The organism is Streptomyces sp. NPDC002886 (assembly GCF_042888445.1).
Taxonomy (GTDB): Bacteria; Actinomycetota; Actinomycetes; order Streptomycetales; family Streptomycetaceae; genus Streptomyces.
This window is the reverse complement of record NZ_JBIAPV010000002.1, coordinates 627,864-653,031: the sequence shown is the minus strand read 5'-3', so window position 1 is coordinate 653,031 and position 25,168 is coordinate 627,864. Positions and strand designations below refer to the sequence as shown.

Below are 25,168 nucleotides of genomic sequence, written 5' to 3'. Positions count from 1 at the left end.
ATCCGCATCGGCCCGCGGATGGGACGGGAAGACCGGGGCCGGTCGCCACGGACGGTAGCCTTGGCCTGTGCCCCGTCTCTCTGAAGTCATCGCCGCGCTGGACGCTCTGTGGCCCCCCTCGCGGGCCGAGGCGTGGGACGCCGTCGGGACCGTCTGCGGCGATCCCGACGCCGAGGTCTCCCGGGTCCTGTTCGCCGTCGACCCCGTCCAGGAGATCGTCGACGAAGCGCTGAAGCTGGGTGCCGACCTGCTCGTCACCCACCACCCCCTCTACCTGCGGGGCACCACCACCGTCGAGGCCGGCACCTTCAAGGGCCGCGTCGTGCACACGCTGATCAAGAACGACATCGCGCTGCACGTCGCGCACACCAACGCCGACACCGCGGACCCGGGCGTCTCCGACGCCCTCGCCGGCGCCCTCGACCTGCGCGTCACCGGCCCGCTCGTGCCCGACCCGAGCGACCCCAAGGGCCGCCGCGGGCTGGGCCGGCTCTGCGAACTGGACCGGCCCGAGACGCTGCGCGAGTTCACCGCGCGCGTCGCCGCCTGGCTCCAGCCGACCGCGCAGGGCATCCGGGTGGCCGGCGACCCCGACGCGATGATCCGTACGGTCGCCGTCAGCGGCGGCTCCGGCGACAGCCTCTTCGCGCAGGTCCGGGCCGCCGGTGTCGACGCGTACGTCACCGCCGACCTGCGCCACCATCCGGTGTCCGAGGCCCGCGAGCAGAGTCCGCTCGCCCTCGTCGACGCCGCCCACTGGGCCACCGAATGGCCCTGGTGCGAGCAGGCCGCGGCCCAGCTCGACGCCATCTCCGAGCGCAACGGCTGGGGTCTGCGGACCCACGTCTCGCGCACGGCCACCGACCCGTGGACGGCGCACGCGCCGTCCGTGACATCCCCTTCGACGTCGCCTTCGACGTCCTCTTCCCTCCCTGGAGCCCCCAACTGAACGCCGAGCCCGCCGACCAGATCCGACTTCTCGACGTCCAGGCCCTGGACGTCCGGCTGTCTCAGCTGACCCACAAGCGCAAGATGCTCCCCGAGCACGCCGAGGTCGACTCGCTGACCAGCGACCTGGCCCAGCAGCGCGACTTCCTCGTCGCCGCCCAGACGCAGGCCACCGACGCCGCCCGCGAGCAGACCAAGGCCGAGCAGGACGTGGACCAGGTGCGCCAGCGCGCCGCCCGCGACCAGTCCCGCCTGGACACCGGCGTCGGCATCTCCGCCCGCGACCTGGCCAACCTGCAGAGCGAGGTCGTCTCCCTCGCCAAGCGCCAGGGTGACCTGGAGGACGTGGTCCTGGAGGTCATGGAGCGTCTGGAGGGTGCGCAGGAGCGCGTCACCGAGCTCACCGACCGGGTCGCCTCCCTGGAGACCAAGCTCGTCGACGCCACCGCGCGCCGCGACGCCGCCACCGGCGAGATCGACGCCGAGGTCGCGGGCATCGCCAAGGACCGCGAGGTCATCGTCACCATGATGCCGGCCGCGCTGATCGCCCTGTACGAGAAGATCCGCGTGAAGCAGGGCGGCGTCGGCGCCGCCCGCCTGTCGCAGCGCCGCTGCGAGGGCTGCCGCCTGGAGCTCGACCTCGCCGAGGTCAACGAGATCAAGGCCGCCGCCCGCGACCAGATCGTCCGGCACGAGAGCTGCGGTCGCATCCTGGTCCGCATGGCCGACTCGGGCATCTGATGCCGCGGTTCGTTGTGGAAGCCGACGGCGGCTCCCGGGGCAACCCGGGGCCCGCCGGGTACGGCTCCGTCGTCCTCGACCCGGTGACGGGCGAGACGCTGGCCGAGCGCGCGGAGTACATCGGCGTCGCGACGAACAACGTGGCCGAGTACAAGGGCCTCATCGCCGGGCTGAAGGCCGCCCGCGAGCTGGACCCGGACGCGGTGGTCCTCGTACGCATGGACTCCAAGCTCGTCGTCGAGCAGATGTCGGGCCGCTGGAAGATCAAGCACCCGGACATGAAGCCGCTCGCGGCGGAGGCCGCGAAGGTCATGCCGCGCGCGCAGGTGACGTACGAGTGGATCCCGCGCGAGAAGAACAAGCACGCGGACCGGCTCGCGAACGAGGCGATGGACGCGGGCAAGCGCGGCAAGCAGTGGGAGCCGGCGAACTCCTCGGCCGCCCTGGACGCCTCGGCGGCCCGCACTCTGGCGACCCCGCCGCCGGCGGGCCCCGTGGGCGACGCCGCGGCGGGCGCCGCGGCCGTCCGCGCGGCCCTCGCCTCCGGCGGCGGTACGCGGACCCGTGCGGGCGCGGCTGCGGGCGCGGACACCTTGTTCGGGGACCCGGAGGACTCGGCGGACCTCGCCGACCGGGCTGCCCCGGCCGACCTCTCGGGCTCGCCGGCCCCGGCTTCCGGGCCGGACACGGCCGGCACCGGCACGGGTGCCGACAGCGGTAGCGGCACAGCCCCCGCCCCCGCCTCGGCCGCCGCCACCGGCAGCGCCCCCGCGGCGGGGCAGGGCTGGGGGCCCGACATGGGGCCACCCGCCACCTTCGTGCTGCTGCGCCACGGAGAGACCGCGCTGACTCCGCAGAAGCGGTTCTCCGGCAGCGGCCGAGGCAGTGACCCGGAGCTCTCCGAGGCGGGCCGCCGCCAGGCCGCCGCCGTCGCGGAGTCGCTCGCGGCGCGCGGCACGATCGAGACGGTGATCAGCTCCCCGCTGCGCCGCTGCCGGGAGACCGCGCAGGCGGTCGCCGACCGGCTCGGGCTCACCGTCACCGTCGAAGAGGGCCTGCGCGAGGTCGACTTCGGCGCGTGGGAGGGGCTGACCTTCGCGGAGGCGCGCGAGCGCCACCCCGAGGACCTCCAGGCATGGCTGGACTCCCCGAAGGCCGCCCCCACGGGCGGCGGCGAGAGCTTCGCCACGGCCACCCGCCGCATCTCGGCGACCAGGGACCGGCTGCTCGCCGAACACGCGGGCCGCACGGTGCTCCTCGTCTCGCACGTGACCCCGGTCAAGATCCTGGTCCGCCTCGCCCTGGGCGCCCCGCCGGAGGCCCTGTTCCGCATGGAGCTCTCGGCGGCCTCCCTGTCGGCGGTCGCCTACTACGCCGACGGCAACGCCTCGGTCCGCCTCCTGAACGACACGTCCCACCTCCGCTGAGCCACCGGCCCGGCCGTACGACGAGGCCCCCCGCCCCGACCGGGCGGGGGGCCTCGCCGTAATCCCCGAGCCGCGGTGCGCCGCCTTTGGTAGAACGGGGTCGCGTGAGGACAGCAGGAGGAGGGGGCCGCCCGTGCAGCCGTACCCGTCCGGCTTCCGGTAGCACCCCCAGGAAGGCCCTGGGGTGCGACTGGAGGCTCTCCGTGTCCCGCACCGCCCACCACATTCCCGCCGAGCACACCCCGTACGGCCGCCAGCGGCGCGCAGAGCGCGAGGCCCGGGTCCCGTGCCACACCGGGTTCAGCGGTCCCTGGCGCCGCGTGGATCTGCGCACCCTGCGCTACTCCGCGGCCGAGCTCCGTGCCGCGGCCAAGGAGGGCCGGCGCCCGCGGCCGCGGGAGATCCGGCGCGCCTTCGACAGCTGGCGGTACTGCTGCGCCTTCGGGGGATCCCTGTCCGAGGCCGCCAACAGGGCCGAGCGCGTCGGCCGCGCCCGGCTCCGGGCCGCTTGCCGCGCAGCGCTGCACGACCCGGAGCCGCTCATCGAGCCCTACCGGCCCCGCTACGGTGCCCACTGGGACCGCTGACCGCCACCGCGGTACGACGAAGCCCCCCCCGCCCTCGGGCAGCGACCGGACCAAGGCGGGGGCTTCGTCGTTTCCGGTGTCCCGGCCGACTCGGGCCTTCTTCGCCCCCGCCCCCGCCCCCGAGCCGACCAGCGGGGGATCCGCCATGTCCGGGGCATCCAGGGCGACGGAGTTCTCACCCGCAGGGGCCCCCTTTACGCCCGGCTGACCGAAGGCTCGTACCGCCGTCTCCCCGCAGCCCTGCGCGGCTGGGCCCAGACGCCGCTCACCCTTCCGTGACCGGCCGGCCGTACGCGGAGATCCTCTGACCGCTCGGCAGGAGCCCCGCCCCTGAACTCACGGTCAAGCGGCGCCTGTTCCGCGTCCTAGACCCGTCTGGATCGACCGTCCGTCAGGCTCTACTCTGCGCGGGCGCCACATCGCGAAAGATCCTTCCGCCGTCGGAGACCGCGCGTGTGCGGGCGAGGACCCGTGCGCCGGCCAGGGGGCCCCGTACGCCGTCTCCGAAAGCCAATCCGTCGCCGCCTTCACCGTTGACGTCACATGCCGCGCCTGACTGCGCACGCGCACGACTCCGTCCCCGGCAGCAGTCCGGACCCGGCGGAGGCTCCGCCGTCTCACCCTTCGTACCAACCTGGTCGGAATCTCGACGTTCTGTGTAATGTCGCCGCGCTCATGACATGCAATGCCAGAAGGGCATCACGTGACCTACCCGTACCCTCCCGCGCCCGACGCCGCCGCCCGACGCTGGTGGCAGCAGCCCGCCTTGGCCGTCCCCGCCGTCGTCGCAGCCACCCTGTTCCTGCCCCCAGTGGGCGCCGCGCTGGCGTTCATAGTCCGCTGGGGCAAGGCCGGGAAGATCATCACGGTGGCCCTGGCGTCGCTCTGGGTCTTCATCCTCATGGCCATGGTGTCGGGGCCCGCACCCAAGACCCCGGCCGCGAAGCCTCTTCCAGCCCCGACCGTCACCGCAACCGTCACCGCGACGGCCACGGTCACCGCGACCCCCGAACCGAGCCCGACGCCCACCCCCACGCCCACCCCCACGCCGACCCCGACCCCGACCCCGACTCAGGAACCGGCCCCCGCACCGCCGGCCGACGACTCCAACGGCGACGACTCCGACTCGGCCACGGGTGGCTCGTCCACCTCCGGCGGCTCTTCCTCCACCGGCGGCGGTGGGGGCAGCGTCTACTACAAGAACTGCACCGCCGCCCGCGCGGCCGGAGCCGCACCGGTCCGCCGCGGCGACCCCGGCTACGGCCGCCACCTGGACCGCGACGGCGACGGCGTGGCCTGCGAGTAACGGCCCGCATGGCCAGGGAACTCAGCCTCGCCGAATCGCCGGAAGCATCGGGACGGTCCTCATCCAGGTGGCCGCCGCCACCCGCGTCGTCGGCGGTGACTTCTGCACGTACGGCTCCTACGCCAACCGCAAGATCCCCAACGACATCGACCGCTCACCAAAGAAGAAGGCCAGGCTCGGACTCGTCAGCCTCGTGATCAACCTCTGCATCGTCTGGCCGCTCAAGATCATGATGCAGCTCGTCAAGGCCATGTTCCGGATGTTCGGTATCCGCCTCTGACGCCGTCACGAAGCCCCTATGGGTGGCCGTCAGCCGACCACGGGGGGCTGTTTCACGGCCCGGACGCGTCTGGATCGACCCACGTTCAAGGTCTACTCCGCGCGGGCTCCACCCACCCCGAGATCCTTTCCCCGGAGGCACCACTCATGTCCACGCCGCCCCATCCCGACCCCACACCGCCGCAGCCCGCGTACGGTTACCCGCCGCCCGAACCGCTTGCCGCACCGGTGTGGCCGGCACCCCCGCAGCCTCCCAAAAAGTGGCCGACCTCCGCGAAGATCCTCGTCGGCGTCACCGCAACGGCGCTCGTCATCACGGGAACCGCCCTCACCACCTTGGCCCTCGCCAACAAGCCCGAAACCGCCGCCACCACCACGGGCGGCGACAAGGCGGCGGCACCCACCGGCTACCGCTCCGACAATCTCAGCCCCGACGAGAAGTCGTTCATGGACGTCGTCTTCGAGAACTCCACCAAGAAGGGCACGCTCTCCGAGTTGACCGCGGCCGAGGTGGCCGCGCAGGTCGCCGGCTCCCGCCTGGTCTGCATCCAGCCCGAGGACAAGCGTGCCGACGTCATCCTCGTGGAAGAGTCCCGGACGAAGGGCCGCGAGCCGGTCAACAAGGCGTTCAAGGACTACCTGTGCAAGGGGGCGCCCGTCATGCCGGAGGCCCCGGCGGCGGCGACCACGGAAGACCCGTCGCAGGGTCACACCGGTGACGTGACGCTTACCCCCATCGGCGTCAAGACCGAGTACGGGACGACGACCTTCCGCTTCAACTGGAAGATCGTCAACTCCGGCACCCAGGCTGCGAGCTACTTCGTCAGGTTCGAGGCGTACGACAAGGACGGCGACTTCCTCGGAGAGGACTCCACCTCCGCGAAGCGCATCGGCGTCGGAAAATCCGAGATCGGTGAAGGACGTTTCTACGACTTCTCGGTCAAGACCAAGGACCCCAAGACCGTCGCCTCCGTGAAGATCAAGGAGGTCACGTACTGCGACGAGAACTTCACCAACTCCATGTGCTCCGTGTTCAAGAACTGACCGCCCGTCGGGTACGACGAAGCCCCCGTACCCGAACGAACGGGGAAGCGGGGGCTGTTCGACGGCAGACGAGCCGGCCTGTACGCCGGGTTCTGTCGCCCGGTGACCTCGCGGTCGCCGGGGAGACGGCCATCCATCTAGGACCGGCGTTGCCGCCGGTCTCGTGCGGTCTACCCGCGAACTCGGGCGGGCAGCCCTCGAACGTTCGCGCAGGTCCCGCCGTCCGAAGACGGCCGGACCCTCTTGACCTTGCTCCGGGTGGGGTTTACCTAGCCGCCTGAGTCGCCTCAGGCGCTGGTGGTCTCTTACACCACCGTTTCACCCTTACCTGGGGCCGAAGCCCCGGGCGGTCTGTTTTCTGTGGCACTGTCCCGCGGGTCACCCCGGGTGGCCGTTAGCCACCACCCTGCCCTGTGGAGCCCGGACGTTCCTCGGCGGGATCCGGGGATCCCGACGCGGCCGCCCGGCCGACTCGTCTGCCGTGTCGACCATGGTACCCGCAACGTGTCAGCGCTTGACCTTGACGCAGCGGCAAGGTTTCTACTGGGCTCATGCGGATCGGAGAGATCGCCGCGCTCGTCGGGGTCACCACCCGGGCGATCCGGCACTACCACCACGTCGGCCTGCTCCCCGAGCCGGACCGGCGCCCCAACGGCTACCGCGCGTACAGCGTGCGCGACGCCGTCCGGCTGGCCCGGGTGCGCCGGCTGACCGAGCTCGGGCTCAGCCTCGACGAGGTGCGCGACGTGCTCGCGGACGACGCGGGGCGCGAGCTCGCCGAGGTGCTGGCCGAGCTCGACGCCGACCTCGCCCGTCAGCAGGCCGAACTGGCCGAGCGCAGGCGGCGCCTCGCCGTCCTGCTCGCCGCACCGCCCGGGGAGGCCGAGCCGGTCTCGCCCGCGCTCGCGGAGCTGCTCGCCAAGGCGCCCGCGACGGCCTCGCCGTCCGCCGCGCTCGACCGGGAGCACCTGAGCCTGCTGGACGCCTCGGGCGCGGTGGGGGAGGAGCTCTACGCCGTGCTCGGGACGGTCGCCGCCGATCCGTCCGTGCTCGCGCTGTACGAGCGGCTCGACGAGCTCGCCGACGCGGACGCGGACGATCCCCGGATCGGGCCGCTCGCCGCGGAACTGGTGGCCGCGGTGCCCGCCGAGGCGTTCGCGGCGGTGCTGGACGGGGCGACGGCGGGGCCCGGCGGGCCGCAGGAGATGCCGGGCTTCCTGGAGGCCCTGCTCGCCGAGTACGCCCCGGCGCAGGCGGAGGTCGTCCGCCGGGTGATGGAGGCCTTCACGGACACGTGGGCCACGGAGACGAAGCGGACGAAGAGGGGCCGGGAATGAGCGCGATACGCGCGGCACGGATCGGGGTGGCCGCGGTGCTCCCCATGGAGCTGGCGCTGGTGGTGTGCGTGGCGGCCGGGGTGCGCCCGCCCGGCTGGGCCCTCGCCGTCGCCGAAGCGGTGGTGCTGGGGGTCCTCCTGCTGGAGGCGGGCGTCCTGTACTCCCTGTACGCCGCCTCCCGCGCCCGCGGCGCCGACCCCGCGGCGGCCCGCCGCGAGGCCGTACGGGCCGTGGTCCCCGTACCCGTACGCCGCCTCGTGCTCCACGAGCTGCGGGCCTGCGCCGCCCTGGCCCGGTGGGCGCTGCGGCGGCCCCCGCACGGGGTGCGGTCCGCGGACCACGCGGCCCCGTACACCGGACCTCAGACGGCCATGATGTACGGGCTGGTGTTCGTGTCGCTGATCGAGACCGTGGCGCTGGCCTTCCTGATCCCCTGGCCGGCCGTCCACCGCGTGGTGCTCGTCCTCGACGTGTACGGGGTGCTGCTGATGCTCGCCCTGCACGCCGCCTGCGTCACCCGGCCGCACGTCGTGCGCCCCGACGGGACCCTGCGCATCCGCTACGGAGCCCTCTTCGACCTGACCGTCCCGCCGGACGCGGTGGCCTCGGTCCGGGTGGACCGGCGCTACCCCGAGGGGCGGCTCGTCAGCCTCTCCGAGGACGGGGTGCTCGACCTGATCGTCGGCAGCCAGACCACGGTCACCGTGGAACTGACCCGGCCGCTCGCCTTCCGCCGCCCCCTCGGCGCCCGCGCCGAAGCCCGCGTCATCCGCTTCCACGCGGACGAACCCCGCGCCCTCGTCGAGGCGCTTCGGCAGCCCGCACCCCCGTGACGGGCTGCCGAAGCGCCGACGGTGTCCGCTGAGCGTGACAAGCCCATCCGCGCCTGTCTTGTCGAAAACGGCACGGGCCGAGAACGGAGCCGAGCGGGCTAGCGGACCAGCCCGAAGGTCGTGGCCGCCACCGCCGCGCCCATCGCGGTGCCCGCGATGACCTGGGCGAGGGTGTGGTCCTTCAGCTCGACCCGGGACCAGCCGACGACGGCGACCAGCGGGTAGGCGAGCAGCAGCCAGGGCCCGTAGGTCATCGCGAGCATGGCCACGCTCCCGGAGGAGACGGCCGCGTGCACGCTGATCTTCCAGGCGGGGGTGACGGCGAGCAGGCCCGCGAGGGTGACGAGCATGGCCGCGATCAGCGCGATCATCGTGCGGGGCGAGCCGAGGAGCGCCATCAGCACGATGCCGGTGGTGACCGAGCCGATGATGAACACCAGCACGACGATGCGCTGTTGCCGCTGGCCGACGTGCCGGTCGGCCCAGCGGCCGCGCCGGATGCCGTACTTGATGAAGGCCAGCGGGATGACGGCGGCGAACAGGCAGCCGAGGAGTCCCCAGCCGATTCCGGCGACGCCGGCGGTGTGCCAGCCGATCAGGAGGGTGTCGAGGATGATCCAGGTCTTGGGATCGAGCCCGTCGGTGATCAGGCGGGCGGACCGGGACTCGGTGGGCCGGGGGTCGAGCGTGGTGGTCATGCGGTGGCCTCCTGGCCGGTCTCGGTGAGGAACGCGTCGGCCACGGAGGAGTGGTAGATCCGGGCGAGCTGGATGAGGCGCAGTACTTCGGTGGCGAAGTCGAGGTCGTCGATCCCGATGGTGGCCCCCGGCTCCTGGGCGCCGCGCGGCGGCAGGACGCCGCGGGCCTTGGCCTCGCGGGCCGCCCGCATCCGCAGGGCTTCGGCCGCCGGGCTCGTCGCCGGGTCGAAGCCGGCCTCCAGGGCCGCGCGGCGCGCGCGCTCGCGGACCTCTTGGGCGGTGTAGGCGTCCAGGGTCAGGGCGGCGTCGCGGATCTCGATGACCCTGCGGTACAGCCGCAGGCGCGGACTGCGCAGGAGGCCGGCCTTCAGGACGATGTCGGGGGTGACCGCGGTCAGGTCCTGCCAGAGCGGCTGGAGTTGACGGTGGTGGCGGCCGTCCTGGACGGTGCGCCAGGCCACGCCGAAGGCGGGGATGCTGCTCCCGATGAGGATGAAGCCGATCGCCAGGTACTTCAGCGCGTCGGTGACGCCTTCGACCGCGATGTCGCTGGTTTCGTCCGTGAGGCCCGCGAGGCGGCTCGCGATGTACCCGGCCCGCAGCAGGGTGTAAAGCACGCCGACGGCGGTCCCGATGCCCATGAGGCGGACGCCGGTCCGCAGCCACAGGGCGCTGGCGTGCCGGGCGCTGCCCCAGAAGAGCCAGGTGGCGGTGGCCATGGCGATGCCGAGGTAGACGACGAAGAGGAGGTAGTAGACCGTGGCCCAGCCGTTGCCGGCGGTCTCCTCGAAGAAGTCGGTCATCTCGTGGGGCCGCGGGACGAAGAAGGCGAAGAGCACCGCCATGGCCGTCATCGCGGTCAGGGCGGCGTAGTGGCGGACCCGCAGCCGGCGGCCGGTCTCGGGCCGGGCGATGGCGACCACGAAGTCGACGACGGCGCCGGCCGCGATCATGCCCAGCCAGTGCTTGACGAGGGTGGAGAGGTTGTTGACCCCCGCCCAGTCGTCCAGGGTGTGCATCACACCGGGGAGGCGGAGCGTCATGGAGACGGTCAGGGCGGCGAACGCCGCCCACAGGGCCCGCTGTTTGACCGACCGGACGGCTGAGGGGGCGCGCCAGAGCGTCACCGTCCAGAGCATGACCAGGATGGCGATTTCCAGGTGTTTCACTTCATGACCACGTGTTTCGAACGGGGTGCCCGAGGGCGTCATGGAGGCGTACGAGACGGTCCTCGGCCTCACTGTCGGTGGAGGTCGACTGCGTCGTGTGATAGCGGCCGGCCCGCTCGTGGATGAGCGTGGCCAGGGTCTCGGCCTGCCGCTCCTGCGGGCTGGCGAACTTGCTCCGCCCCATGAGGTGGGCCAGGCGGTCGATGTCGAGGCCGAGTTCCTCGTCGATCGATTCGGTCCTGCGCGCCACGCTCCGCATCCGGGCGGCCTCGGTGCGGATGATCGAGGCCACGGGCAGCTCGGGCCGGTCGATTCCGGAGACGGCCGTGTGCGTGCGCGTCAGCAGGCGCTGGAAGTGCTCGGAGGCGCGGGCGATCTCCCGCTCCGAGGCCTGTTCGGGGATGTCGAGTTCGGGAGCGACATGGCCGAGCAGCATGTGCGAGATCTCGTGGAGGACGATCTGCACCTTGAGGATCTCGGCCGCGACGGCGTCGTAGAAGACGAGGTCGGCGACGTCCAGTCCGAGCCAGATCCCACAGGGCAGGGACGGGTCCGGGGGTCCGTCGAGGGGCAGCAGGATCAGCGGCCGGCCGCGCTGTGCGGCGATGCCCTCGCAGAAGGCTTCCAGGTCGAACGGCCGGGGGATGACGAGCCGGTCCGCGACGGCGGCGCACTCCGAGTCGGCGCGCTTCCACCAGCGCATGGTCGCCCTCCCCGCCGCTCGTCGCCCAGTCCGCACACCTGATCGGGTTTGAGAGTAACCGGAAGCGCAGCGGGGGCTGAGTGAGGGCGAATCGGTGGCCGGAATACGGCGGCAGGAGGGGAGCGCGTGGCTGATTTCCTGCCTCAGGACTCCACTTGGCGCGTCAGGATTCCTTGCCGCGACGGCGGCGGGGCTTCACATCCGGAAGCCCTTCGGCCTTCCGGAGCTGCTTGATCAAGCCGGTCACGGAGCGCATGGACCCGGCGGACAGCCCGCTCAGCCGGAAGGCCGCGGCCTTCACCTGCTCGTCCTCCAGGACCTGGGCGAACTCGTCGGCCGCCGCGGCCTTGCCCATCTCCTCGCGCAGCCGGGCGATCCGCTCCTCGATCCGCTGCTCGATCGCCTGGGCGTTCTCGCCGTCGGCCAGGTACCCGACGGTGACGCCGAAGAAGTTGGCGATCGCGCGGATCGAGTCGATGCCCGGATTCGGGTTGTTGTTCAGCCGGATGGTCTGGACCGTGCCGTGCGAGACGGAAGGGCCGGACAGCTTCTTGGTGCCTTCGGCGATCTCTTGGTACGTGTACGGGCCCCGGCCGGCCGGGTGGATCGTCTCCATCAAGAAGCCGAGGCGGTCACCCATGGTGTCCCGCCGGCCGGTGGGGGTCTCCTCACCCATCACCGTCACTGCTCCCGTCTGCCCGCCCGCTGCTGGACCGTGTAGTTCAGTACTAAATCATCACCAGCATTATCTACTTGCCTAGATGGCTTTCGCCACACAGTGCAACGAATCACGTCTACCCAGCTAGCGGACCCGTGGGAATGTGACCCACGCCATATTGTCCGCAGGGCGCCCCGCAGGGCCTTGACAGGGCGTGTGTACGGCGGCGTATCTTCGTCCAGCCGTCTAGCACACTAGATGGATCGGCACTCAAATGCTTGACGCGTCGCGTCTAGCCGACTGAGTGGCCGATCCGGTGGGTGGAGGCGGAGAAGGAAGGGGCGCGGGCGCCGTCACGGCGTCCGGCTCCGGGTGCGGGACCCGGTGCGGGGCGCTCGCTCGCGGGCTGAGGTACGGGGGTCCTCAGCCCGGGGCGGGCGAACCGCTCGCCGACGGGGCCGACGCTCGCCGACGGGGCCGAGGCCCGTCGACGGGAGCCGACGCCCGTCGGCGGGGCCCGGCGGAATCCAACGGGGGAGCCGCCGCCGGGCCGCACGGTCCGGCCGCGACCCGGGACGCGATCCAAGGCGCGTCCCGGGTCGCGATCCGCCGCCCTAGGCCGTCTCTTTCGGATCTTGCCGGGCCCGCGGCGCCTGGCACCGCGCCCGGCCGCACTGCCGAGGCGGCCCCGTACGCCCAGTACGCGAGCGCCCCGACAGCACGCCCAGGCACGGCACCAGACGCCGCGGACTCGGCCGACAAGATCCGAAAGAGACGCCCTAGCCGGTCAGCATCACGCTGCTGACCCGGCCCCGCATCCGGTCCAGGACCGAACCCGGTGCCAGCCCGCCCCGCAGCAGGACGAACCGGGACGGGGGCAGCCCCGTCATCGCCTTCACCTCACGGCTCAGGTGCGCCTGGTCGTGGTAGCCGCACACGGCCGCCACCTGCGCGGCCGCCGTTCCCGCCGCCAGCAGCCGCAGCGCGTGCTGCAGCCGGAACACCCGGGCCATGGCCTTGGGGGAGAGGCCCACCTGCTCGCGGAACCGCGCCCGCACGGTACGGGCGCTCCACCCCGTCGCGGCGCTCACCCGGGTCAGGGAGCGGGTGTCGGCCCAGAGTCCGGAGAGGGCTCCGGTGACCTCGGGCGCGCCGGAGGGGCCGGCGTCGAGCCGGGCGCAGAAGAGGGCGTCCAGCAGGGCGAACCGCTCCGTCCACGAGGGAAGCGCCTGGAGCCGTTCGGTGAGGTGGTGGCCCTGCCGTCCGAGGACCTCCACCAGATCCACGTGTGCGTCCTCGAAGTGCCACATGGGAACGCCGAAGAGCCGGTAGCAGCCCTGCGGGGTCATGTTCACCTCCAGCCCGTGCACCACCCCCGCGTGCACCCCGATCGCCGGCACCGTGCGCGGGCCGCTGATCATAGCCCGGGCGGCGGGCCGCAGTTGGGCCGCGGCGAGGTTCTCCGTACGGGAGACCCACAGGCCCTCGGTGAAGCTGAACACCAGCGTCACGCAGCCGGTGGGGAGCTCCAGGCGGCGTCGCGGAGCGGTGAACTCGGTGTGGAAGCCCGTGTAGTTGATGATGAGCGGCCGCAGCGCGGGGGCCGGCGGCCGGCGGCGCGCCGATCGGCTTCCCGCGGTGGTGGCGGCCATCGTGCGTACGTCGAGGGCGTCGACCGAGCCCATGGCCGCTTGCTCCTCCCGCTGTTGCGCGGCCGGTGATACCGCGCGGTCGGCCGATGATGGCAGGTCGCCGGGCCCGATGTCAGGATGCGTGCATGACAGAGATCATCAAGGGGGGAAACCTTCCGCTCGGCGGTGAGCCGATGCGCGTCGCCGTCGTGCGCCGCGACGGCGGGCCCGGCTCGCCGGCGGTCGACGCGGCCGCGCTGCTGGTCGGGGCGGGCGGCAAGGTCAGGGGCCGGGGTGACCTGGTGTTCTACAACCAGCCCGAGCACGCGGCGAGCGCCGTACGGCTGTTGGGCGACGCCCGGGGGGACGGCGGGGTCACCGCGGACTGGCTGGAGATAGACCCCGGCCGCGTCGAGCCGTCCGTGGAGCGGATCGTGGTCGCGGCGTCCTGTGACGGCGGGACCTTCGGGGAGGTCGCGGACCTGTACCTGCGGGCGGTCTCCGAGGCCACCGGGGAGCAGCTCGCGCTGTACGCCGTGGACGGCGCGACGACGGAGACCGCGATCCTGCTCGGCGAGTTCTACCGCAGGGACGGGGGATGGAAGTTCCGCGCGGTGGGGCAGGGCTACGCGTCCGGACTGCCGGGCCTGGCGGCCGACTTCGGCTTCACGGTGCCTGAGGAACCCGAGGAACCCGAGGACCGCGAGGACCGCGAGGACCGCGAGGAGGGGCCCGCCCCGGCGCCGTTCCCGGACCGGCTCCCGCTCCCGCCGCCCCTGCCGGAGCCCGCGGCGCCGGCCGTTCCCACGGCCGTTCCCGCGCCGCCGGCCTTCCGGGCCCCGCCGGCGGAGTCCGCGCCGCGGCTGTCCGACGGCGTGGAGAAGACGACCGGCCCCGCCACGGAAGGCCCCGCCGCGACCGGCCCCGCCACGACGGGCCCCGTCCCGACCGCCGCCGTGCCGGGCGATGTGCCGTCGGGGCGGCGCAACGCGCTCCCCGCCGAGTTCGGGCAGGAGTTCCCGGAGGTCCGGTACTCCGGCCGGGGCCGCGAGATCATCGAGGTCGACACCCTGCTTCCGCGCGGTTTCGTGGTGGTCGACCTGGTGAAGGAGGCCGAGGGGTACGTGCACGTCAACGTCCTGGACCGCGGCTCGGACAACGGCAGGCAGATCATGGTCAGCGTGCTCGACGACCTGCGCGGCCGGACCGTCTTCCGCCACGGGGGCAAGGCCGCGATCCGGCTGGAGGTGGACACCTACCTGTGCGCGTGGACGATCACGCTGCGGCCGGTGACGGTCGTCCACGAGCTCGACGGGCGGATCGAGGGACGCGGGCCGGACGTACTGGCCTACTCCCGCTACATCGACCACATCAAGGTGGGGAACCTCGGCAGGGGCGACGAGCGGGGCTACATGACGGTCCATGCCGTCCGGAACAACGACAACCGCGACCTGGTCTTCGAGCGCGAGAGCCGCGGCCGCAACACCGTCGAGGTGCCCATGAGCCCGCGCCTGCTGGTGATCGACGCCCCCGGCGCCTGGTCCGTCGAACCCACCGAGCTGAGCGCCATCGGCTTCTGGATCCGCAACCGCTGACCACAGACCGCTAACGACAGACCGCGGCCCGCGAATCGGGCGGGGCATCCCCGGCGATGCCCCGCCCCGGCCCGCCCCGGTCGCGGCAGCGGCCTAGGCCGGTGCGAAGAGCACCTTCGCCCGTCCCGGGTCCGCCTCCGTCAGCCGGACCCGGATCCGTTCGCCCAGCGGGAGCTCCGCCGACGTGGACTCCACGCGGCCGATCACCGCGGGCTCCTCCAGATGGACCGTGCCGACCAGCGGCTCCCGGTCCTTGACGTCGATGACCGTCGCCTCGAAGGTCTCGCCGACGCGGTCCTTGAGCAGCGCCGCCTCCACCAGGTCCACGGACTCCCGCTCCGCCGAGTTCGCCAGCCGGGTCCCGTCCGCCATCTCCTTCGGCAGGGCGTCGAGCGCCTCCAGCGCCCACCCGGGGGGTTCGGTTCCTGCCACGGCGGCCACGCACAGCTCGCCCGTGTACCGGTCGACGAGCCGGCGCAGCGGCGCGGTGCAGTGGGCGTACGGGGCCGCGACCGCGGCGTGCAGGACCGGGTCCGGGGTCTCGCCGCCGGTGAAGACCGTGTACCCGGCGCCGCGCAGCAGGGCCGTGCACTCCTGGAGGAAGGCGGCGTGGGCGGGCCGGTGCGGATCGAGCCCGCGCACGAGCTGCGCGTACGGGACGTGGTGCGGCCAGTCGATCCGCAGGGCCTTCGCGGCCCGGCGCAGCCGCCCGACGGCTCCGTCGGGAGCGGTCGGCAGCGTCCGTAGGATGCCCGCCCCGGCGGCGAGCATCAGGTCGGCGGCGGCCATGCCGGTCATCAGGGAGATCTGCGCGTTCCAGCCGTCGGCCGGGAGCGGGGCCCGGTAGGCCAGGCTGTACGAGCCCTCGTGCTCGACGACCTCCTGCTCGGGCACGTTCAGCGAGATCCCCCCGCGCTCCGCCTCCAGGGCCTCGCGCAGCCGCCCGATGTCCTTCAGCAGGGCGAGCGGTTCCTCGGCGGTGCCCGCGTCGATGGCCTTCTGGACGCCGTCGTAGTCGAGTTTGGCCCGGCTGCGCACGAGCGCGCGGCGCACATCGGTGCTCTCCACCCGTCCCTCGGCGTCCAGGTCGAGCCGCCACAGCAGGGCCGGGCAGGTCTGGTCCGGGAGCAGGCTGGCGGCACCCTCCGAGAGCACGGCCGGGTGCAGGGGGACCTTCTCGTCGGGGAAGTAGAGGGTGGTGACCCGGCGGTGGGCCTCGGCGTCGAGGGCGCCGCCGGGGGTGACGTAGGCGGCGACGTCGGCGATGGCGTAGTGGACCCGGTAGCCGCCGGAGGCCCGCTTCGCCAGGTGCATGGCCTGGTCCAGATCGCGCGAGGTCGGCGGATCGATCGTGAAGAGGGAGATGTCGGTGGCGTCGGAGTCCGGGAGGCGGGGGCCGCGCACCGCCCGCTCGGCCTCGGCGAGTACGGGCGCCGGGAACTCCTCCGGCACCTCCAGCTTCGTCCTCAGTTCACGCAGCGCGGCCCGCAGAGCAGCCCCGTCTGCGCCGGTCATGATCATGTGACGGCGTGGCATGAGCCGAGCCTATGGCCGGTGGGCCCGGGCGGCGCGGTGAGCCGTCTACCCTGGTCGGGGGCCGCACCCCCGTCGCTGTGCCGTGCCCGTCGAAGGAGAACCACCGTGCTCGTGCTGCTGCCGCCGTCCGAAGGAAAGGCCGCCGGCGGCTCCGGCGCTCCGCTGAAGCCGGAGACGCTCTCGCTGCCGGGGCTGGCCGCGGCCCGGGCGGCGGTGCTGGAGGAGCTGGTCGAGCTGTGTGTGGGCGACGAGCTGAAGGCCCGCGAGGTGCTCGGCCTGAGCGAGGGCCTGCGCGGTGAGGTCGCCAAGAACGCGGAGCTGCCGACGGCGGTCGCCCGCCCGGCCGGGGAGATCTACACGGGCGTCCTGTACGACGCGCTGGGCCTGTCGACGCTCACGCCGGCGGCGGCGTCCCTGGCCGCGGAATCCCTCCTGGTCTTCTCGGGCCTGTGGGGAGCGGTCGGCGTGGCGGACCGCATCCCCTCCTACCGCTGCTCGATGGGCGTGAAGCTGCCAGGGCTGGGGGCGCTGGGCGCGTTCTGGCGCGAACCGATGGCTTCGGTGATGCCGGAGGCGGCGGGCGAGGGCCTGGTCCTGGACCTGCGGTCCTCGGCGTACGCGTCGGCTTGGAAGCCGAAGGGGGAGGTGGCGGGGCGCACGGCCACGGTCCGGGTGCTGCACTCCCAGATGGTGGACGGGGTCGAGAAGCGGTCGGTGGTGAGCCACTTCAACAAGGCCACCAAGGGCCGCCTGGTCCGCGACCTCCTGTCGGCGGGCGCGGTCCCCGCGACCCCGGCGGAATTGGTGACGGCGCTGCGCGACCTGGGCTTCACGGTGGAGGCCGAAGCGCCGGTGAAGCCGGGCAAGGCTTGGTCCCTCGACGTGGTCGTCACCCAGATCCACTGACCGGGGCTGCGGGTGGGCCGGTGCCGGGAGCGGGGTCAGTCCGCCTGTGGGGTTCCGTAGGTGCGGGACGAGGCGTCCACCTGGGCCAGTCTGCGTAGGGCCGCGAACATCGCGTCGCCCAGGACCGTGCCGACCGCGACGGATTCGACCAGGTCCTCCCGTGCCACCGCGTGCGTCGTGTAGGCCAGGTCCGCGCCGGCCACCAGCTCGGCCGCCTGCGCGTACGTGTCGAGTACCTCCGTGAAGGCTCCGTGGCCGGCCCGCTCCAGCGCGGCCAGCGCGGCGGCCAGGGCCTCGCCCGCGCGGCTGTCCGCGTCCACCTGCCAGCCGCGCCGCTCGATGATCCGCGCCACCTTCGCCCGCGCCAGTTCGGTCTCGGCGTCGGGCGTCCCGCCGTGCTCGGGAACCAGCGCGTCCGACACCGGGCCGAGCAGACCGTGGACCGACCGCTCCTTGTCGTCGATGGCGCGGATCACGTCCCCGATGGCCGCCACGGGGAGCTTCCCCACTTCCAGGAGGCCGCGGATCAGGCGCAGCCTGCGCTCGTGCGTCTCCTCGTAGTGCGCCTGGTTGGGGCTGCTGAGCTCACCGGCCGGGAGCAGGCCCTCCCGTACGTAGTACTTGATCGTCGGTACCGGTACCCCGGTCCGCGCGCTCAGCTCTCCGATGCGCATCTTCGCTTCCGTCCTGGTTCCTGGAGCCCTTGCGTGTGCCGTACCCAGCATAGATAGTGGCACTACCGGATAGTGGTGAGTGCCACTATCCATTTTGGTGGGGGGTGGAGAGATGCCGTTTCTGTTTCCGCGTGCCTGGCACCGACCGCTGGTGGTGCTCGCCGGCGTCATGGGGTTATGGGCGGCCGGCTGCGCCGTCGGGATCCTCGTCGACGACCGGATCCTGCTGGGCGCCCCGATCTGGGTGAAGCCGTTCAAGTTCGCCGCCTCGATCCTCGCCTACGCGCTGAGCCTGGCTTGGATGATCTCCCTGCTCGGACAGGCCCGGCCCCGGCTCGCCCGGCCCGCGTGGTGGGCGGGCACGGTGGTGGCGGTGGCCGGCGCCGTGGAGATGGTGCTCATCACCGCGCAGGCCTTCCGCGGCCGGCAGAGCCACTTCAACTACGCCACTCCCTTCGACGCACAGCTGTACAACGTCATGGCCGGGAGCATCGTGATGCTGTGGCTGGGTGCGCTGGTGATCGCCGTCCTGCTGTTCCGGGCCCGGATCGCCGACCGGGCCACCACCTGGTCGATCCGGATCGCCGCGGCCCTGGCGCTGATCGGTGCCGGGCTCGGCTTCCTGATGACCCGGCCGACGGCCGAGCAGCTCGCGGCCGGCGACGACGACGCCCCGATCGTGGGCGGGCACGCCGTGGGAGTGCCCGACGGCGGGCCCGGCTTGCCGCTCACCGGCTGGTCCACCACCGGCGGCGATCTGCGCGTCCCGCACTTCGTGGGGATGCACGCAATCCAGCTGCTGCCGTTGCTCGTCCTGCTCCTGGCCGTCCTCGCGGCGCGGTTCCCCGTCCTGCGCGAGGAACGGGTGCGGCTGCGCCTCGTACTGGTCGCGGGCTCGGCGTACGGGGCGGTACTGGCCCTGCTGACCTGGCAGGCGCTGCGCGGTCAGCCGCTGACCTCCCCGGACGGGCCGACGCTGGGCGCGGCCGCGCTGATCCTGGTGGCCGCCGCACTGGGGGCCCTGCTCGGCATCCGCCGGGGCGGCGGGCGCGAGGCCGCCGGCCCGGCGGGCCCCGGTTCCGTGCCGCGGTCCTCGGTGCGGAGCGCCCCCTAGGGCGTCAGCGGCCCAGGGGCCAGGCGACCGTGGCGGGGGTGTGGTCCGAGGCGCCGGCGTAGGTGGCGCAGGCGTCCGTGAGGGTTTCCAGCAGGGTCAGCGGATCGACGAGCGGATGCTCCATGCCGCGGAGCCAGGACACCGAGAGGTCACCGGGCAGTGCGGCCGGCGGTACCAGGACGTAGCTGCCCCGGCAGTGCCAGCGCAGCCCGGGGTGCTCGTCCATCGTCTCGGGGTGGCAGTCCAGTTCGCAGGGCCACCACTCGTCCTCGTCCTCGGGCGTGCCCCGGGTCGCGGTGAAGAAGAGCATGCGGGCCTGGTCGCCCGTACCGCCGGACTCGGCGACCGGGCCGACCTCGATGCCGGCGGCCAGCAGGCGTTCCAGCGCACTGTGCCCGGCTTCCAGGGGGACGTCCAGGACGTCGTGGACCATGCCCGTCGCGGTGATGAAGTTGGCCGCGGGCTGGTTGCGGGCCCAGCGTTCGACCTGCGCGCGGTCCGTAGTGGACTGCGTCTGCCAGGCGAAGGAGATGGGGTGCCGCGCGGGCGTCGGACAGCCGATCCGGTCGCACGAACACCGGTAGCCGGCCGGATGCGCGGCGGGCGAGATCGGCAGACCCGCGGCGGCCACGGCCAGGAGCAGGGCTTCGCGTTCGCGCGCGGGGTCCTCGGCGTCGGGTTTGGGCTTGCGGCGCAGCCACTGGGAAATCCTGCTCTGCTCGCCGCGTTTGACGCGGCCCGACTCAGACCCCATCTATCCCCTCACCTACACCGTTGCCCGGTAGACCCTCACATGTTCCCACCATCCTGGGCGCCGGGTGACCGCACCCCCCGACCAGGGACCCCACACAACCACATAAATCGGCCATATGTTCTCGGCCATCAAAAGGTCATGACTTATCCCACCCGGCCCCGCCCCCGCCCAGCACCGCGTCCACCAGCGCGTCCGCGTACGCGTGCGTGAGCGGCGCCGTGCGCAGCAGCCAGCGGTAGGTCAGAGGTCCGAGCAGCATTTCGACGGTCAGCCGCAGGTCGGTGTCCGGCGGGAGCTGCCCGGCCTCGCGGGCCGACCGCAACCGCTCCTCGTACAGCGCGAGCTGGGGTTCCAGCAGCTGCTCCGTGAAGCGCGCCCCCAGCTCGGGGTCGGTGGCGCCGGCCGCCATCAGGGCGCGCGCGGGGGCCGCGTACCGCTCGTCGGCGAACTCGTCCACCGTCGCCCGCAGTACGTACTTCAGGTCGGCGCCCAGGTCCCCGGTATCGGGGAAGCCGGTCCACGCCCCGTCGGAGCTCGCGTCCCCGGCGAGCGCGACCGAGGCGTCCAGCAGCACCGCGGCCTTCGACGGCCACCAGCGGTAGATCGTCTGCTTGCCGACTCCGGCGCGGGCGGCGATGGCCTCGATGGTCAGCTTGTTGTAGCCGACCTCCCCCACCAGTTCGAGCGCCGCGTCCAGGATGGCCCGCCGCGAGCGGTCGCTGCGGCGCGTGGCGTCCGGAGACCGGGGGGCGGCGGGGTCGGGACCGGGGTCGGAACCGGGGTCGGAACCGTCGGCGGGGAGGGGGCTGGGGCTCATTTCGGAAACTTATCAACTCCGAACCGCTCGACTTTCAGCCGTTCGGAAAACCACCCAGTCAGTTCACTGCGCGGTTCCCGCCGAGGAGGGACGATTCTCTTCTCATCACCGTGAGGAGCCTTCATTGCGCAGAGACGCCACACCCCGGCGTTACCTGATGTGCCCACCCGCGCACTTCAAGGTCACGTACTCCATCAACCCGTGGATGGACCCCACGAAACCGGTGGACCTGCCCCTGGCCATGGCCCAGTGGGAGGACCTCCGCGACCGCTACGTGGCCCTGGGCCACACCGTAGAGACCCTCGTCCCCGACCGGGGACTGCCCGACATGGTCTTCGCGGCGAACGGCGCCCTCGTTGTCGACGGCCGGGTGCTGGGCGCGCGGTTCGCCTACCCCGAGCGGGCCGCCGAGGCGGAGATCCACCTCGACTGGTTCCGCGCGAACGGCTTCCGGGACGTCCACGAGCCGTCCCACGTCAACGAGGGCGAGGGTGACTTCGCCGTCACCGCCACCTATCTCCTGGCGGGCCGGGGCTTCCGCTCCAGCCCGCTCTCGCACGACGAGGCCCAGGAGTTCTTCGGCCGTCCGGTCATCGGTCTCGACTTGGTCGACCCGCGCTACTACCACCTGGACACGGCCCTGTCCGTGCTCGACGGCGACGAGATCATGTACTACCCGGACGCCTTCTCCGCGGGCAGCCGGGCCGTACTGCGCCGGCTCTTCCCCGACGCGCTGATCGCGCGCGCCGAGGACGCGGCGGCCCTCGGGCTCAACGCGGTCTGCGACGGCCGGCACGTACTGCTCCCGCAGGAGGCGACCGGACTCCTCGCCCCCCTGCGGGAGCGGGGGTTCGAACCGGTCCCCATGGACCTGGGGGAGCTGCTCAAGGGCGGCGGCAGCGTGAAGTGCTGCACGCAGGAGCTGAGGCCCTAGCCGGCCGCGCGTCCGGACGAGGGGCCTGGGCCTGCCACGGGCTCAGGCCCCTACGGCCTCAGCCTTCTGAGGCCTCGGGCTCCTGGGGCCTGAGCCTCCTGAGGCCTGAGCCTCCTACGGCCTCAGGCCCCTGCGGGCTCAGCCCCCTGCGGGGGCGGCCACTCCTGGCCCCAGTCGGCGTCCCGGGCGGCCTTGTACAGGTCCCCGTGGCGCTTGGTCACGTTGACCTTGGTCTGCCCCTCGGCCTCGGGTCCGCACAGCTCCAGCAGGACCAGCCCCTTGCGGAGCTGCGGCCGGCGCGTGATGCGGGCGGCGGCCGGCTCCACCGGGAAGCGGCTCGCGGCCACGTAGCTGAACTTCTCGTCCTCGTAGGACAGGGAGCCGCCCTTGACCTGGCGGTGCAGGGAGGAGCGGCTGACCCGCGCCGAGAAGTGGCACCAGTCCTTGCCGACCTGGATCGGGCAGGTCCCGTCGTGCGGGCACGGGGCGGCGACCTGGAACCCGGCCTCGATCAGCCGGTCGCGGGCCTCGCGGACGCGCAGGTACCCCTCCGGCGTGCCGGGCTCGACCACCACCACGGCCTGACCGGCGCGCGCCGCCTCGGCGACGACCTCGCCGCGGGCCTCGGGGGTCAGTTCGCCCAGGACGTAGGAGACCGTCACCAGGTCCGCCGCGGGGAGGGTCATCCCCGCCCCGATGACGCTCTGGCGCCACTCGGCGGCCCGCAGGGTGGCGGAGGAGGAGGCCGCGGCCAGCTCCTTGCCGAGGACCAGGGCCGGGTCGGCCCAGTCCAGCACGGCCGTCTCGCGCGGCCCGCCCCAGACGGAGTCCGCCGCCCAGGCCGCGGCTCCCGTGCCGCCGCCCACGTCCACGTGCGAGGCCGGGGACCAGCCCGGGGCCGCCTCGGCGAGCCCGTCCAGGGCGGACCGTACGGCCTCGAAGGTGGCGGGCATCCGGTACGCCGCGTAGGCGGCCACGTCGGAGCGGTTGCGCAGGACCGGGGTGTTGGTCGGGATCTGGCCGCGGTAATTGGCGATCAGCCGCTCCACGGCGGCCGTGGCCTGCTTCTGCGGGAGGCCTTCGAGCAGCCCGGCGAGGGCGCTGCGCAGGGTTTCGGCGGTGGTGGTGGCGGTGTCGTTCACCCGCCAAGTTTACGGGGCCGGGGACGGGGCCGGACCGGGGCCGAAGCCCCGGTCCGGCCCCGGACGGTCAGCTCGCCGTCGTGGTCGGCGTCGTGGTCGCCTTCGCCGCCGGCGGGCTGGTCCGCCACGGGCGGCACAGGACGACGAAGCAGAGGACCGCGAGGAAGGAGCAGGTCGCCTGGACCAGGGCCATGGGTACCGCCGTGTCCTCGCCCGCGATGCCGACCAGGGGGGAGGCCACGGCTCCGACCAGGAAGGAGGAGGTGCCGAGCAGGGCGGAGGCCGAGCCGGCCGCGTGCGGGGCGCGCATCAGGGCCTGCGCGTTGGTGTTGGGCAGGACCAGGCCCATCGCGGACATCAGGACGAACAGTCCGGCGCAGATCGCGAAGAGCCCGACCTCGCCGAAGACCCCGGCGGTCATGAGGAGCAGGGCGACCGAGGCGGCCGCGATGACCGCGAGCCCGTACCCCAGGACCTTGTCCAGGCTGACCCGGCCGACCAGCAGCTTGCCGTTGATCTGGCCGACCGCGATCAGGCCGAGGGAGTTGACGCCGAACAGCAGGCTGAAGGTCTGGGCCGAAGCCCCGTAGATCTCCTGCACGACGAACGGCGAGGCGGAGATGTACGCGAACAGCGCCGCGAAGGCGAAGCCGCCGGCCAGCGTGTAGCCGGCGAAGACGCGGTCGGCGAACAGCCCTCGCATGGTCCGCAGCGCGGCGCCCACGCCGCCGGTCTGACGCCGCTCGGGCGGCAGGGTCTCGCCGAGCTTGCGCCAGACCAGTGCGGTCAACAGGGCCCCCACGACGGTGAGGACGACGAACACCCCGCGCCAGTCGGCGAAGCGCAGCACCTGGCCGCCGATGAGCGGGGCGATGATCGGCGCCACGCCGGATATGAGCATCAGGGTGGAGAAGAACCGGGCCATCTCGACCCCGTCGTACAGATCGCGTACGACGGCCCGCGCGATCACGATCGCGGCCGCGCCGGCCAGGCCCTGGAGCAGCCGGAAGGCGATCAGCAGCTCGACGGTCGGGGCGAAGGCGCAGATGGCGGTGGCGAGGACGTAGACGACCATGCCGATGAGCAGGGGGCGGCGGCGGCCCCACTTGTCGCTCATCGGGCCGATCACCAGCTGGCCGAGCGCCATGCCGGCGAGGCAGGCGGTGAGGGTGAGCTGGACGGTCGCGGCCGGGCTGTTCAGGGCGGTGGTCACCGTCGGCAGGGCCGGCAGGTACATGTCCATGGACAGCGGGGGCAGGGCGGTGAGTCCGCCGAGGATGAAGGTGACGAGCAGTCCCGTCCGGCGGGCGGCCGTCAGGGGAGGTGCGGTGGTGAGGGGGGAGGGAATCGCGGGCGACGAGTCCTTCGAGGGCGCTGTCGCGTGGCCTCGCTCCGGCATACGGAACTCCAGTCTTCTTATCGTGTCTTCACACCCCCTGATCGACCCATGTTCTCAGCAATCGGAACGTCCCGGGGCCGATGCGCCGTGTGACGTAGCCTGCGGCCCCATGAACGCACGCTTGAAGCAGATCGCCGTAGTGACCGGAGCCGGATCCGGGATCGGCCGGTCCGTGGCCCTCACCCTCGCCGCCGCCGGATGGGCGGTGGCCGTGGCCGGCCGCAGGACCGAGCCGCTGGAGGAGACCGCCGAGGCGGCCAGGGCCGCCCACCCGGACGCCGAGGTGCTCTGCGTCCGGGCCGACGTCAGCGACCCGGACGACGTGTCCGCGCTGTTCGAGACCGTCCGGGAGCGTTACGGGCGGGTGGACCTCCTCTTTAATAACGCCGGCACCTTCGGCCCGGCCGGAGTCCCGCTGGAGGACATCTCCTACGAGGCCTGGCGCTCGGTGGTCGACGTCAACCTCACCGGCTCCTTCCTCTGCGCGCAGGCGGCCTTCCGGGTGATGAAGGCCCAGGACCCGCAGGGCGGCCGCATCATCAACAACGGCTCCATCTCCGCGCACGTGCCCCGGCCGAACTCGATCGCGTACACCGCGACCAAGCACGCCATGACCGGCCTGACGAAGTCCCTTTCGCTGGACGGGCGTCCGTACGGGATCGCCTGCGGGCAGATCGACATCGGCAACGCGGCCACCGAGATGACCGAGCGGATGCAGACCGGGATCATGCAGGCCAACGGACAGCTCGCGGTGGAGCCCGTCATGGACGCGGCCGACGTGGCGCGCACCGTGCTGCACATGGCCGAGCTCCCGCTCGGGGCGAACGTGCAGTTCGCGACGGTGATGGCGACCGCGATGCCCTACATCGGGCGCGGCTGACCCGTTTCGTGCCCGGCCCGGGGGCCGCATCCGAGGCGTCCTCGGGCCCGCCCCCG

General features: G+C 72.8%; 24 protein-coding genes, 1 other RNA gene and 1 pseudogene. 14 read left to right on the top strand and 12 right to left on the bottom strand.

Translation table 11 applies throughout. The annotated features are described in order from the left end of the window. Positions 1 to 67: 67 nt before the first annotated feature. From ACFYYB_RS09110 to ACFYYB_RS09080, 7 genes are all read left to right on the top strand, one after another. Positions 68 to 949 carry a Nif3-like dinuclear metal center hexameric protein gene (locus ACFYYB_RS09110; RefSeq protein ID WP_389434178.1) on the top strand — a complete coding sequence of 294 codons (882 nt, stop codon included), beginning with the start codon at positions 68 to 70 and terminating at the stop codon, positions 947 to 949. Next, positions 946 to 1,689, top strand: a complete 744-nt coding sequence (locus tag ACFYYB_RS09105; protein WP_389434971.1) for a zinc ribbon domain-containing protein — start codon at positions 946 to 948, stop codon at positions 1,687 to 1,689. The genes ACFYYB_RS09110 and ACFYYB_RS09105 overlap by 4 nt, the downstream gene beginning before the upstream one ends. Further along, on the top strand, positions 1,689 to 3,116 hold the full coding sequence (locus ACFYYB_RS09100; protein ID WP_389434177.1) for a bifunctional RNase H/acid phosphatase: 1,428 nt from the start codon (positions 1,689 to 1,691) through the stop codon (positions 3,114 to 3,116). The genes ACFYYB_RS09105 and ACFYYB_RS09100 overlap by 1 nt, the downstream gene beginning before the upstream one ends. A gap of 203 nt (positions 3,117 to 3,319) precedes the next feature. Next, positions 3,320 to 3,703: a hypothetical protein gene (locus ACFYYB_RS09095; protein ID WP_389434176.1), complete on the top strand. Its 384-nt coding sequence runs from the start codon at positions 3,320 to 3,322 to the stop codon at positions 3,701 to 3,703. A gap of 703 nt (positions 3,704 to 4,406) precedes the next feature. Continuing rightward, positions 4,407 to 5,009, top strand: a complete 603-nt coding sequence (locus ACFYYB_RS09090; protein ID WP_389434174.1) for an excalibur calcium-binding domain-containing protein — start codon at positions 4,407 to 4,409, stop codon at positions 5,007 to 5,009. A gap of 67 nt (positions 5,010 to 5,076) precedes the next feature. After that, on the top strand, positions 5,077 to 5,289 hold the full coding sequence (locus ACFYYB_RS09085) for a hypothetical protein (protein ID WP_389434172.1): 213 nt from the start codon (positions 5,077 to 5,079) through the stop codon (positions 5,287 to 5,289). 146 nt (positions 5,290 to 5,435) lie between these two features. Beyond that, positions 5,436 to 6,332, top strand: a complete 897-nt coding sequence (locus ACFYYB_RS09080) for a hypothetical protein (protein WP_389434171.1) — start codon at positions 5,436 to 5,438, stop codon at positions 6,330 to 6,332. 65 nt (positions 6,333 to 6,397) lie between these two features. Here the strand turns inward: ACFYYB_RS09080 and rnpB are convergent. After that, an RNA gene (gene rnpB, locus ACFYYB_RS09075) (RNase P RNA component class A) lies at positions 6,398 to 6,807 on the bottom strand. Positions 6,808 to 6,883: 76 nt separating this feature from the next. Here rnpB and ACFYYB_RS09070 point away from each other — a divergent pair. Together ACFYYB_RS09070 and ACFYYB_RS09065 are read left to right on the top strand one after the other, a co-directional pair. Continuing rightward, positions 6,884 to 7,669: a MerR family transcriptional regulator gene (locus ACFYYB_RS09070; RefSeq protein WP_389434170.1), complete on the top strand. Its 786-nt coding sequence runs from the start codon at positions 6,884 to 6,886 to the stop codon at positions 7,667 to 7,669. Next, a complete protein-coding gene (locus tag ACFYYB_RS09065) occupies positions 7,666 to 8,502 on the top strand; it encodes a hypothetical protein (RefSeq protein ID WP_389434168.1) in 837 nt (278 codons plus the stop codon). Before ACFYYB_RS09070 ends, ACFYYB_RS09065 begins: the two co-directional genes overlap by 4 nt. A 98-nt stretch (positions 8,503 to 8,600) precedes the next feature. Here ACFYYB_RS09065 and ACFYYB_RS09060 read toward each other — a convergent pair whose 3' ends face one another. The 5 genes from ACFYYB_RS09060 to ACFYYB_RS09040 all read right to left on the bottom strand — a co-directional run bounded on the left by ACFYYB_RS09060 (position 8,601) and on the right by ACFYYB_RS09040 (position 13,415). After that, positions 8,601 to 9,200, bottom strand: a complete 600-nt coding sequence (locus ACFYYB_RS09060; RefSeq protein ID WP_389434167.1) for a phosphatase PAP2 family protein — start codon at positions 9,198 to 9,200, stop codon at positions 8,601 to 8,603. After that, complete coding sequence (locus ACFYYB_RS09055; RefSeq protein ID WP_389434165.1) at positions 9,197 to 10,369, bottom strand: MAB_1171c family putative transporter; 1,173 nt, start codon at positions 10,367 to 10,369, stop codon at positions 9,197 to 9,199. The genes ACFYYB_RS09060 and ACFYYB_RS09055 overlap by 4 nt, the downstream gene beginning before the upstream one ends. Position 10,370: 1 nt before the next feature. After that, on the bottom strand, positions 10,371 to 11,072 hold the full coding sequence (locus ACFYYB_RS09050; RefSeq protein WP_389434163.1) for a hypothetical protein: 702 nt from the start codon (positions 11,070 to 11,072) through the stop codon (positions 10,371 to 10,373). A 163-nt stretch (positions 11,073 to 11,235) separates the two neighbouring features. Beyond that, complete coding sequence (locus ACFYYB_RS09045) at positions 11,236 to 11,748, bottom strand: XRE family transcriptional regulator (RefSeq protein WP_389434162.1); 513 nt, start codon at positions 11,746 to 11,748, stop codon at positions 11,236 to 11,238. A 761-nt stretch (positions 11,749 to 12,509) separates the two neighbouring features. Next, complete coding sequence (locus ACFYYB_RS09040) at positions 12,510 to 13,415, bottom strand: helix-turn-helix domain-containing protein (protein ID WP_389434160.1); 906 nt, start codon at positions 13,413 to 13,415, stop codon at positions 12,510 to 12,512. A 92-nt stretch (positions 13,416 to 13,507) separates the two neighbouring features. Here ACFYYB_RS09040 and ACFYYB_RS09035 point away from each other — a divergent pair, with 92 nt between their 5' ends. Beyond that, a complete protein-coding gene (locus tag ACFYYB_RS09035; protein ID WP_389434159.1) occupies positions 13,508 to 14,956 on the top strand; it encodes a TerD family protein in 1,449 nt (482 codons plus the stop codon). Positions 14,957 to 15,049: 93 nt separating this feature from the next. On the opposite strand, the gene ACFYYB_RS09030 is transcribed toward ACFYYB_RS09035, so the two are convergent. Next, entirely contained in the window at positions 15,050 to 16,492 is a 1,443-nt protein-coding gene (locus ACFYYB_RS09030) for an RNB domain-containing ribonuclease (protein ID WP_389434157.1), read from the bottom strand. 105 nt (positions 16,493 to 16,597) lie between these two features. Here ACFYYB_RS09030 and yaaA point away from each other — a divergent pair, with 105 nt between their 5' ends. Beyond that, entirely contained in the window at positions 16,598 to 17,398 is an 801-nt protein-coding gene (gene yaaA / locus ACFYYB_RS09025) for a peroxide stress protein YaaA (RefSeq protein ID WP_389434155.1), read from the top strand. Positions 17,399 to 17,433: 35 nt separating this feature from the next. Here the strand turns inward: yaaA and ACFYYB_RS09020 are convergent, their stop codons facing one another. Then, positions 17,434 to 18,072, bottom strand: a complete 639-nt coding sequence (locus tag ACFYYB_RS09020) for a MerR family transcriptional regulator (RefSeq protein ID WP_389434153.1) — start codon at positions 18,070 to 18,072, stop codon at positions 17,434 to 17,436. 112 nt (positions 18,073 to 18,184) lie between these two features. On the opposite strand from ACFYYB_RS09020, the gene ACFYYB_RS09015 reads away from it, so the two are divergent. Then, a complete protein-coding gene (locus ACFYYB_RS09015; protein ID WP_389434151.1) occupies positions 18,185 to 19,186 on the top strand; it encodes a hypothetical protein in 1,002 nt (333 codons plus the stop codon). 4 nt (positions 19,187 to 19,190) lie between these two features. On the opposite strand, the gene ACFYYB_RS09010 is transcribed toward ACFYYB_RS09015, so the two are convergent. Next, entirely contained in the window at positions 19,191 to 19,940 is a 750-nt protein-coding gene (locus ACFYYB_RS09010) for a bifunctional DNA primase/polymerase (protein WP_389434149.1), read from the bottom strand. A gap of 136 nt (positions 19,941 to 20,076) precedes the next feature. Then, positions 20,077 to 20,757: a TetR/AcrR family transcriptional regulator gene (locus ACFYYB_RS09005; RefSeq protein WP_389434148.1), complete on the bottom strand. Its 681-nt coding sequence runs from the start codon at positions 20,755 to 20,757 to the stop codon at positions 20,077 to 20,079. A 115-nt stretch (positions 20,758 to 20,872) separates the two neighbouring features. Here ACFYYB_RS09005 and ddaH point away from each other — a divergent pair. After that, positions 20,873 to 21,691, top strand: a pseudogene (ddaH, locus tag ACFYYB_RS09000) (dimethylargininase); the annotation flags it as partial. Positions 21,692 to 21,813: 122 nt separating this feature from the next. Here the strand turns inward: ddaH and ACFYYB_RS08995 are convergent. Together ACFYYB_RS08995 and ACFYYB_RS08990 are read right to left on the bottom strand one after the other, a co-directional pair. Continuing rightward, positions 21,814 to 22,833 carry a small ribosomal subunit Rsm22 family protein gene (locus ACFYYB_RS08995; RefSeq protein WP_389434147.1) on the bottom strand — a complete coding sequence of 340 codons (1,020 nt, stop codon included), beginning with the start codon at positions 22,831 to 22,833 and terminating at the stop codon, positions 21,814 to 21,816. A gap of 67 nt (positions 22,834 to 22,900) precedes the next feature. Then, positions 22,901 to 24,232 carry a Bcr/CflA family multidrug efflux MFS transporter gene (locus ACFYYB_RS08990; protein WP_389434146.1) on the bottom strand — a complete coding sequence of 444 codons (1,332 nt, stop codon included), beginning with the start codon at positions 24,230 to 24,232 and terminating at the stop codon, positions 22,901 to 22,903. A 109-nt stretch (positions 24,233 to 24,341) separates the two neighbouring features. Here ACFYYB_RS08990 and ACFYYB_RS08985 point away from each other — a divergent pair, with 109 nt between their 5' ends. After that, the gene (locus ACFYYB_RS08985) at positions 24,342 to 25,112 is read left to right on the top strand and encodes an SDR family oxidoreductase (protein WP_389434145.1); all 771 of its coding nucleotides are present in this window, start codon (positions 24,342 to 24,344) and stop codon (positions 25,110 to 25,112) included. The last annotated feature ends 56 nt before the right edge of the window (positions 25,113 to 25,168 follow it).